Below are 7,320 nucleotides of genomic sequence, written 5' to 3' on the forward strand. Positions count from 1 at the left end.
CGCCGCTGACGGCGACGCCGTGGACCCCACAGGCCGCGGACCCGGTGCCGGGCCGCCCGGTGGTCGCCATCGCGGGCGGACCGGCGTTCACTTTCGCGTACGCGGAAACAGCCGAACTCCTGGCCGGCGCAGGCGCGGAGGTCGTGACGGTCGACCCGCTCCGCGACGAAGCCCTGCCGGAGGGAACTCGCGCGCTGGTCGTCGGCGGCGGCTTCCCGGAGGTGTACGCGGCGGAACTGTCCGCGAACGAGCCCCTGCGCCTGGCCGTGGCGTCACTGGCGGCGGTGGGCATGCCGATCGCGGCGGAATGCGCCGGGTTGCTGTGGCTGTGCCGGACTCTGGACGGCGCGCCGATGTGCGGGGTGCTGGACGCTGACGCTTCGATGACGCCGTCGTTGACGCTGGGCTATCGGGACGCGGTTGCGCTCACGGACAGTCCGTTGTTCCCGGCGGGGTCGCGGATCACGGGTCATGAGTTCCACCGGACGATGGTGCATCCGCGGTCGGGGTTGTTGCTGGAGCCGGCGGGGGGAGCGGCCTGGGCCTGGCGGGGGGCTGATCCGGAGGGGTTCGCCACGGGGAACCTGCATGCCTCGTATCTGCATCTGCACTGGGCTGCGGCGCCGGCGATTGCGCGGCGGGTGGTGGCGCAGGCGGCTGCGGTCAGGCCGATCGCTGTGCCGTGATTCCGGCCTGCGTGCCCGGGCCCTGGCACTGGAGGTTCTTGTGCCGATCTGGCAACGCGGCCGGCGACGACGGCAGGACGATCGCGGTGACCAGGGCGGCCTCTTGCTGGTGATCTTTTGAAAGGCAGTGGGGCAGGTTCCTAGGAAGCCCTGCGCGATGTGGCGGGATCCCAGGCCGCGATCCCGCCGGCGCTACAGCGGTGTGGTCAGGATTGCGCCGGCGACGGTGTCGACGTACCACCGTTGGAACTCGTCGCTGGTCCAGCCGCGTTCGCGGACCAGCCGGTCGTAGTTGCGGACGTCCTGGGCCAGCCACAGCACGTCGGCGATCTTGTCCGGGTGCAGGTCGTCCCGCAGCTCGCCGGTCGCGGCCAGGTCCGCGGCGAACATCGTCATGCCGCGCTGCCGGTCCTCGAGGTTCTTTCGCCACACCGCGGCCGCGTCCGGGTCCGCGGTGGCGGCCCCGGCCAACGCCAGCATCACCTGCGCCTGACGCTCGTGGGTCTCGGCGAGGTGGCGGGCGAAGCGAGCGAGCCGGGCCCGGGCCCCGCTGAGCGCACGGATCTCCGCGACGAACGCCCGGTCGGGCAGTGCCACCGGCGCGTCGTCACCGGCGATCGTGACGTCGACCAGCTCCGAGAGCAGCTGTCGCTTGCTGCCGAACACCGCGTAGAGCGTCTGGACGGCCACCCCGGCTTCGGCCGCCACGGTGGTGAGCCGGGTCGCCGCGTAGCCGGGATCGACGAACAACTTAGCCGCAGCGTCCAAGATCGCCCGTCGTGTCTGCCTCGCCTGTTCCTGTCGTCGAGCTGACGTGTAAGCCCTGCCGCCGGTCACCGGTTCAGTGTAGTAATCTATTCGATAGAGCTTCACTCTATTCAACGGTCGAGAGGGCGTACGCGATGCCGTTCGGTGTGGTGCAGGAGATGCCGGGAGTCAGCGAAGCGGAGTACCGCCAGGTCGAGAAGCACCTGGGCCCGGACCGGCCGCCGGGCCTGCTGGCCCACGTCGCCGGGCCGAGTGACGTCGGCTGGCGCATCATCAACATCTGGGCGGATGAGGCGGCGTTCCGCGCGTTCCAGTCGCAACGCCTGGTCCGCGCCGCGGGTCTCGCCGCGCAGGAGGACGGTTTCGATCCCTCGAAGGCCGCCTCATTCAGCTCGCTGAGCGTCGACGGCGCCGAGATGCCGTTCTGATGGCGCGCGCGGCGCAGCTGCGGGCCCGCAATGCGAGCTTCTGGGAACAGGCCGCGCCCGGCTGGATCCGGCATGCCGAGCGGCAGGACGAATTCGGCCGTCCGCTGGGCGCGGCGGCGATCGAGCGACTGCGCGCGGCCCCCGGCGAGCGGGTGCTGGACGTCGGTTGCGGCTGCGGCGGTACGACGGCTGAGCTCGCGACAGCAGTCGGGCCTGCCGGTGTTGCCGTAGGCGTCGACCTGTCCGAGGCGATGGTGGCGGCCGCGCGACACCGGTTCCCGCAGCCGCGTTTTCTGGCGGGTGACATCGAGACGATGGGTGCGGTGCCGGGAGCGCCGTTCGACGCGGCGTACTCCCGGATGACGGTCATGGTCCTGGCCGACCCGGTCGCCGGCCTCACCACGATCGCGCAGTCCCTGCGTCCCGGGGGTCGGTTCGCCGCAACGGTCTTCCGTGACGCCGGGACCGTCCCGTGGCTGCCGGCTGCCGTGTTGGGCGCTGCTCCGCATGTGGGAGATCTGCCGCCGCTGCCGCTCGGGAACGAGCCGGGGCCGTTCGCCTTCGCGGATCCCGCACGGATCGAGCGCCTGCTCACGGCCGCAGGCTTCGGCGCCGTGGTGATCGAACCGCACGACGTCACGCTGAACCCGCCGGACGACCCGGCCGCGGTCGCCGAGTGGTTGATCGAGATCGGGCCGGCCGGTGCCGCCTACCGGGAGGCAGCCCCTCCGGCGCAGGCGTCGGCCAGATCGGGTGCGGCGCGGCTGCTCGAACGCTTCCGTACTCATGGTGTCGGCTACCGTCTCCCGGCTGGAATCTGGCTCGTGTCCGCGCAGCTCGGCGGCTGATCGTTTGTCGGGAGGTGTCCGGCGACCGGTCCGCAGGACTCCTTCGGCGGTACACCGGACCCTCGGCAGTGGCCACGTACAGGTTGTTGTAGATGTCCACCTGGCCGAAGCGGACCCGCGGCGTTGGCGTGGGCCATACGGCCGTCGATCGGGGTGGCGGTATCCGGCTCCGTCGTCCGGTCGTACTGACGTGTGGACCGGCGTGCCGGCATCGATGCGGACCCGAGAGCCGCCGGGTCATGCGGCCACTCGAACCCCAATCCTGTCCCACGAACAGCATGGCGCTGGCGTACGGTCCGGAGGTGAGCGTGACGGGCGGCCTGGTCCTGGGCCTCGGGGCACGAGCCGGCGTACCCGAAGAAGAGCTGGCCGCGGCGATCGATACCGCGCTGCGGCAAGCCGATCTGGAACCCGCCCAGGTCAACGCTCTTGCCACGCTGGATCGGCGGGCCGCTGAGGCCGGCGTCCGAGCCGTCGCCCAGCGATACGGCTGGCCGGTCACCGGATTCGCCGCGGCTGCGCTGGCCGACGTCGACGTGCCGCACGGCTCCGGAATCGTGGCCGAGGCGACCGGCACCCCGAGCGTCGCGGAAGCCGCCGCCCTGCTGGCCGCCGGCCCTGACGCCGTTCTCGTCCTGCCCAAAACTGCTTTCCCCCGGTCGACTGTGGCGATCGCTCGCGGCAGCATTGATCCCCACGCCTAGCGCCACCATTGCGGTTCGTCGAGCAGGTGCGGTGTCAGACCGTGTCGTTCCGCGAACCACCGGCTGAGCTGGGTGCGCAGCACGAGCTGCTCGCTGGCCGCGTGGGACACACCGATCATCGTCATAGTCGTGCCGGCAGCGAAGGCCCGGACATCGGCGTACTTGCGACGGCCGTAGTCGCCCTCGATCCGTACGTGGATCTCGCCGGTCAGCCAGGCCTGGGCGCCCCGCTCCGCCGCCGCCAGCTCGGCCACCCGGTCGCCGATGCCGCCGACCACCGCGATCCGCCCGATGACCGGTCGCTGCCGGCCGGCCACCTCCACGAGATCGACCTTGAAGATCCGCCGAGCCGTAGCGATGAACTCAGTGCTGGACAGCGGCGGCACCCGGCAAAGCAGGCCCGCGAACCCGTTGCCGTAAGGCCAGAAGTCGCCCTCCACGGTGCCGCCGAGTGCTTCCACAATCGCGGCCGCCGTGCCGACCTCGCGTGACGTGTCCATCGGAGCGTGGACGGCGTACATGCTCAGCCCGCGTCCGGTGATCGCGGCGAGGTGGCGGCTGCCGATCGGCATGAAGCCCTCGGCCCAGCGTCCGTCGGGGTGGCTGTTGCGCACGTCGATCGGATGGTGGGTGATCAGCAGGTCGCCGGGACGGGCGAGCGCCAGCCACTGCTCCAGGACCTCCACGGACGGGAAGCAGGCGGCGAAGACCTGCCCCACCTGCGCCCGGCCACGGATCATCAGGCCGTTGAACTTCTCGGCGAATCCCGGCGTGGCCCAGCGCCGCCAGTCGACGCCGGCCTCGGCATAGACCCGGGGGAGGTGCCGGCTCATGGCGATGTCGGGCACGGCGGTGGCGAGCTCGAACAACCGGTCGAGATCGTCGACGACGGTCTGCAACTGCGCCATGGCGGTGACGGTAGCTCGGTCCGTCACGATCGCGGATCCCAGCGAACCGCCCGGACAGCCAACGGCGCCACCACGGCCGCGGCGATGACCAGGGCTGCCGCCGCGGCGAGGCCCCCAGCGGTGCCGATGCCGGGCTCGTCCCAACCGAGCCGGGTCAGTTGGGTCACCGCAACGCCCGGCAGCGCGAGCATCCACCACTCCACCTCGGACGCCGGAGTTCTGGCGGCCCAGAAGGCGCCGCCCAGAAAGGCCAACGCCAGCGGGGCGGTGGTGAGCTGCGCCAGCTCCGGGGCCGGCGCCCAGCCGGAGGTCACCACGGCGAACACTCCGGCCACGAGAAGACCCGCGGCGATGGCGATGATCGGCGCCCAGGCATGGCCCGGCAACTGTCCACCGCCTGCGACGACCATGACGGCACCCTGCAACAGCATCAGCAACGCGGACGGGAGCAGAACCCCGGTCAGCACAGCCGTGTCGGACGCGCCGGACAGGCGCAGCCGCTTGAGAACCGACTGCGAACGCCGCGCCACCAGGGTGGTCGTCCCTGCCGTGTACGTCGTCAACGCCAGGAGCACAGCCAGTTGCAGGCCGGTCGCGGTGCCCCGGCCGGCCAGCCCGGTGTCGTGCTCGGCCCATACGATCAGCAGCCCCAGCGCCGCCGGCAGCACTGCCCCCATCGCGAGCGCCGGCACGCTGCGGCTCAGCATCCGCACCTCCGCCCCGGCGATCAGCGCCCACGCCGGCGCCCTCATCGGTGCGTGCTCCCGTGCACCAGGTGCTTGACCAACCCGGGCACCCGCGGATTGGCCATTGTGACCACGCCGCGGTGCAGCACCGCCACCCGGTCGGCAAGCGTCTCCGCCTCCTCCAGGTGATGCGTCGTCATCACCACGGTCGCGCCTCGCAGCAGTCGGCACCGCAAGACGTCCCAGGTGTGCAACCGGGCCTCGGGGTCCAGCCCGGACGTCGGTTCGTCCAGCAGCAAGAGCTTCGGTTCGCTGCACAGCGCGACGGCCAGGTCGAGGCGGCGCCGTTCGCCACCGGACAGCCGGCGCACCCGCACGCCGGCGCGATGCTCCAGGTGCACCTCGTCGATCAGGGCCTCCACATGCGTCATCGGGAGTCGCCGGTGCAGGCCCAGCCACAGCCGCACGGTCTCGGCGACGGTGAGGTCCGGGGCGCACCCGCCCTCCTGCAGCACCACACCGACATCGGGCGCCAGACGACGGCGTGACCGGTACGGATCCAGGCTCAAAACCCGCACCGTCCCGGCGTCGGGCCGGCGCAACCCGAGCATCGCGTCGAGCAGGGTGCTCTTGCCCGCACCGTTCGTGCCGATCAACGCGACCAACTCGCCCGGACGGACCTCAAGATCCGCGCCCCGCACCGCTTGGTACGAGCCGTACGACAAATGCACGTCACGGCAGATGACTGGATTCATGACGTCGACTCTCGTCGGCCCGGCCCGGGCGCTGTAGTGCCGTTCGCCCACCAGTCCCGATGACAGATGTCATCAATACCTCCGCAGGTGTGGGCGGCCTCGATTCCGACCCGCAAGATGAACCGGTGACCGCATCCATGCCCGAGCACCCGAGGCCGGGTCTGCTGGCCCTGCGCCGGCTGACCTGGTGGGTGACCGTTGCCTGCCTGGTGGTCTTCGCCGTGCTGGTCACCGCGGAGTCCGGCACGGTGGTCGTCGGGGTGCTCGCGTTCGCGGTCTGCGCTGCGGCAGGCGTGCTCTTCGCCGCGCCCGTCCTCGGCCGTCCACTCCTGCACCCGGCCTATCGGCGCGGACTGGTGGTCATCACTGCGGTGGCTGCCGACGCCGTGCTGGTGGTCTCCCGAGCCGTTGCGGACGGCGGCTTTCCCTGGCCGCTTCCGCTGGCCGCGCTGCTCGCCGGTGCTCACGCCGGGAGCCGTCACCCGTGGCGGATCGTCTGGCCCGCCGGTCTCGGCCTTGCCCTGGCCGCGTCGCTGCTGGGTTCGTGGCTGGGCGGGCAGCTGTCATGGTCTGGTGCGGTCCAGGATGCGGCGATGGTGTCGCTGGGCGCCTGGGGCCTGCTGGCCCAGGTGTGGATGTTGCGAGTGGCTGAACGCCTGGACCGGGCCCGCCGGCTCGAGAGCGCGGCCGCGGTGACAGGGGAGCGGTTGCGTTTCGCGGCGGATCTGCACGACATCCAGGGGCACAACCTGGAGGTCATCGCGTTCAAGAGCGAGCTCGCCGAGCGGCTGGCCGTCGTCGACCCGGAGCGGGCGGTCGCCGAGATGCGGGAGGTGCAGAATCTGGCCCGGCAGGCACTGGGGGACACCCGCGCGGTGGTGCAGGGATATCGCCGGGTGACGCTGGAGACGGAGATGGGCAACGCGGCGCGGGTGCTGACGTCGGCCGGCATCGACTGCCGCATCGAGCGTGACGCCGGGCTGTCCGACCTGCCGGACGAGGCGGCGATGTTGATCGGTCTCGTCGTTCGGGAGGGCACCACGAACGTGCTCCGGCACAGTGCGGCCCGCCGGTGCACGATCGCACTGACCGCCGAGGCCGGCTCGGTGCGCCTGCTGATGGGCAATGACGCGCCGCTGGGTGCGCGACCCGGCCCAGCCGGAGGCCTGGCGGCCCTGGCCGAGCGGCTGGCCTCGGCCGGGGGCGCGCTGCGCTGGCACACGGCCCCGGGGGAGTTCACGATCGAGGCGACGGTGAAGCGATGATCAGAGTGCTGCTGGCGGACGACGAGGACCTCATCCGGGGCGCCGTGGCGGCCCTTCTCGGCCTCGAGCCTGATCTGACCGTCGTCGGAGAGGCCGCCGACAGCGTCGCTGCGGTTGCCGTCGCACTGGAGACGCGGCCCGAGGTGGCCGTGCTGGATCTGGAGATGCCGCCCGGCGACGGATTGCAGGCGGCGGCCGAGATCCGCGAACGGCTGGCGATCCCCGTCATCCTGGTCACCCGGCATGCCCGCCCGGCCGTGTTGCGCCGCGCG

Annotated in this window: 9 protein-coding genes and 1 pseudogene; 6 read left to right on the top strand and 4 right to left on the bottom strand. The window is 71.7% G+C overall.

Features of this window, described 5'->3' with window-relative positions; genetic code table 11:
• Positions 1 to 686 (top strand): annotated as a pseudogene (locus AB0C29_RS24870) (cobyrinic acid a,c-diamide synthase); the annotation flags it as partial.
• Between the two features lie 192 nt (positions 687 to 878).
• Here AB0C29_RS24870 and AB0C29_RS24875 read toward each other — a convergent pair.
• Positions 879 to 1,454, bottom strand: coding sequence for a helix-turn-helix domain-containing protein (locus tag AB0C29_RS24875; protein ID WP_360824444.1), 576 nt, complete (start codon positions 1,452 to 1,454; stop codon positions 879 to 881).
• Positions 1,455 to 1,588: 134 nt separating this feature from the next.
• Here AB0C29_RS24875 and AB0C29_RS24880 point away from each other — a divergent pair, with 134 nt between their 5' ends.
• The 3 genes from AB0C29_RS24880 to AB0C29_RS24890 all read left to right on the top strand — a co-directional run bounded on the left by AB0C29_RS24880 (position 1,589) and on the right by AB0C29_RS24890 (position 3,434).
• Entirely contained in the window at positions 1,589 to 1,882 is a 294-nt protein-coding gene (locus AB0C29_RS24880) for a hypothetical protein (protein ID WP_360824447.1), read from the top strand.
• Positions 1,882 to 2,730, top strand: a complete 849-nt coding sequence (locus AB0C29_RS24885; protein WP_360824450.1) for a methyltransferase domain-containing protein — start codon at positions 1,882 to 1,884, stop codon at positions 2,728 to 2,730. The genes AB0C29_RS24880 and AB0C29_RS24885 overlap by 1 nt, the downstream gene beginning before the upstream one ends.
• Positions 2,731 to 3,032: 302 nt before the next feature.
• Positions 3,033 to 3,434, top strand: coding sequence for a cobalamin biosynthesis protein (locus AB0C29_RS24890; protein WP_360824452.1), 402 nt, complete (start codon positions 3,033 to 3,035; stop codon positions 3,432 to 3,434).
• On the opposite strand, the gene AB0C29_RS24895 is transcribed toward AB0C29_RS24890, so the two are convergent.
• Genes AB0C29_RS24895 through AB0C29_RS24905 form a run of 3 tightly spaced genes read right to left on the bottom strand, consistent with a single transcriptional unit; the run spans position 3,431 to position 5,783 of the window.
• Positions 3,431 to 4,342 (bottom strand): Nif3-like dinuclear metal center hexameric protein, encoded by a 912-nt coding sequence (locus AB0C29_RS24895; protein WP_360824455.1) that lies wholly within the window; start codon positions 4,340 to 4,342, stop codon positions 3,431 to 3,433. The genes AB0C29_RS24890 and AB0C29_RS24895 overlap by 4 nt on opposite strands.
• A gap of 23 nt (positions 4,343 to 4,365) precedes the next feature.
• Positions 4,366 to 5,094 (bottom strand): ABC transporter permease, encoded by a 729-nt coding sequence (locus AB0C29_RS24900; protein ID WP_360824458.1) that lies wholly within the window; start codon positions 5,092 to 5,094, stop codon positions 4,366 to 4,368.
• Positions 5,091 to 5,783 (bottom strand): ABC transporter ATP-binding protein, encoded by a 693-nt coding sequence (locus tag AB0C29_RS24905; protein WP_360824461.1) that lies wholly within the window; start codon positions 5,781 to 5,783, stop codon positions 5,091 to 5,093. The genes AB0C29_RS24900 and AB0C29_RS24905 overlap by 4 nt, the downstream gene beginning before the upstream one ends.
• Before the next feature lie 125 nt (positions 5,784 to 5,908).
• Between AB0C29_RS24905 and AB0C29_RS24910 the strand changes: the two genes are divergently transcribed.
• On the top strand, positions 5,909 to 7,048 hold the full coding sequence (locus AB0C29_RS24910; protein WP_360824464.1) for a histidine kinase: 1,140 nt from the start codon (positions 5,909 to 5,911) through the stop codon (positions 7,046 to 7,048).
• Positions 7,045 to 7,320: response regulator (locus AB0C29_RS24915; RefSeq protein ID WP_360824467.1), on the top strand; the 276-nt coding region annotated here is incomplete at its 3' end. The genes AB0C29_RS24910 and AB0C29_RS24915, both read left to right, overlap by 4 nt.

Source organism: Actinoplanes sp. NPDC048791, assembly GCF_040650095.1.
Taxonomy (GTDB): Bacteria; Actinomycetota; Actinomycetes; order Mycobacteriales; family Micromonosporaceae; genus Actinoplanes.